We start from the raw sequence: 1,273 nt of genomic DNA, 5'->3' as shown, positions 1-1,273 counted from the left end.
CCGTCGAAGTGCACTTCTTCGGTTTGGTTGCCGGTTTGCGTCACCCGCATCCAATGCGTGCCATTCAAGCCGTAGGCGCTGCCCGACTGGCTGAAAGTTTGCGTGGTGGACATTGGATTTCAATCCTATCTCAGCCGCGCACAATTCGCCCCTTCAGCCTGATACTTATCATTACACAGCTGCGCAAGTTTCGAAATTTGCATCCTTCGATCTTTCTCATCGAGTGCGTCAAACCATGGGTCGCAAACTAAGCTTTTCCAACATAAATAGCGCACAGTCAGCTCGCCTACAGTATTGCTCTGCGTATGGAAGTATTCCTCGGACGAGACTCCAGGAGCATTCAGGAACAAAACTTCTTTACTTGCCAGTGGCCTTGGATCGTCCACAAACGCAAAGAGTTTTCCATACGCCTTATCCCCATCCATAGAGAGGCGGTCCAACGCCACCTGCTGACGCTGAACAGATTTGGTCATCTCCGACATCAAATCCGAAATCCGTTGCGTTTCTTCTATATCCGGGGCCGCCCCCCTGCATCCACCTAGCAAAAGATATAGTACGGAAACGCACAAAGTGCGACCCAGAGCGGCTTTGTTTTTAATCATTACGCGACTCAACTTTTTCTTTGTTTACGAAAGGACCATTGTTATCAATAATCTCTTTTATATTTTTTTCCTCTACAACACCCCCCTTTGGGCTTGCCATTACGTTACCTTCCCAGCCAGCCTTCGGCTTTCCATTGGAATAATATTTGTCAATGCCAATTCCCATTAAATGGCCAGCCTCGTGAACCATGGCTTCGCTCATCGTTGCACCTGTTGGGTCGCTGGTTCTAAGAGTTGTAAATCTTGAGCCGTTGGTAACTGAGCGTCCCGTCCCTTCTTCGACAGTTACAATGTTGCCGTATTTTGCCTGTTCAGCAGGAATAATTGTCACATTAACGGCGTAATCACCCTTCTTACCAGAGTACGCCTCGAAAATTGCGTGATTGAGTGACCGACCCTGTTCTTCACTGACGGCTCCTCTGTAAGAGATGCCCATAATGATATGAACGTTCTTATTCGAATCGATGGTGATTGAATCTACCGCCCTTCCGTCCGGATCAGTGTATTTATAGGGGTTATCGTTTGCGTAGTTGTAACGATTGAAGCTCGCAGCAGTATTCACATCCGTCAGTACTGGATCAATGCTCAAGAACCGCCCCGCCACAGGATCATAGTAGCGCTGCTGCATCTGCACCAGCCCTGTGTTGGTGTCATTCACGTGGCCGGTGAAC

The 1,273-nt window shown here is 48.6% G+C and carries 2 protein-coding genes; both read right to left on the bottom strand.

Features of this window, described 5'->3' with window-relative positions:
• Nucleotides 1-125: 125 nt before the first annotated feature.
• On the bottom strand, nucleotides 126-602 hold the full coding sequence (locus H597_RS0116510; protein WP_028103100.1) for a hypothetical protein: 477 nt from the start codon (nucleotides 600-602) through the stop codon (nucleotides 126-128).
• A partial coding sequence (locus H597_RS31280) for an RHS repeat-associated core domain-containing protein (protein WP_035374529.1) occupies nucleotides 595-1,273 on the bottom strand: 679 nt, incomplete at its 5' end. The genes H597_RS0116510 and H597_RS31280, both read right to left, overlap by 8 nt.

The sequence above is a fragment of the Pseudoduganella violaceinigra DSM 15887 genome (assembly GCF_000425385.1).
GTDB classification, from domain to species: domain Bacteria; phylum Pseudomonadota; class Gammaproteobacteria; order Burkholderiales; family Burkholderiaceae_D; genus Rugamonas; species Rugamonas violaceinigra.
The sequence above is the reverse complement of the archived record's forward strand: the minus strand, read 5'-3'. Positions and strand labels throughout refer to the sequence as shown.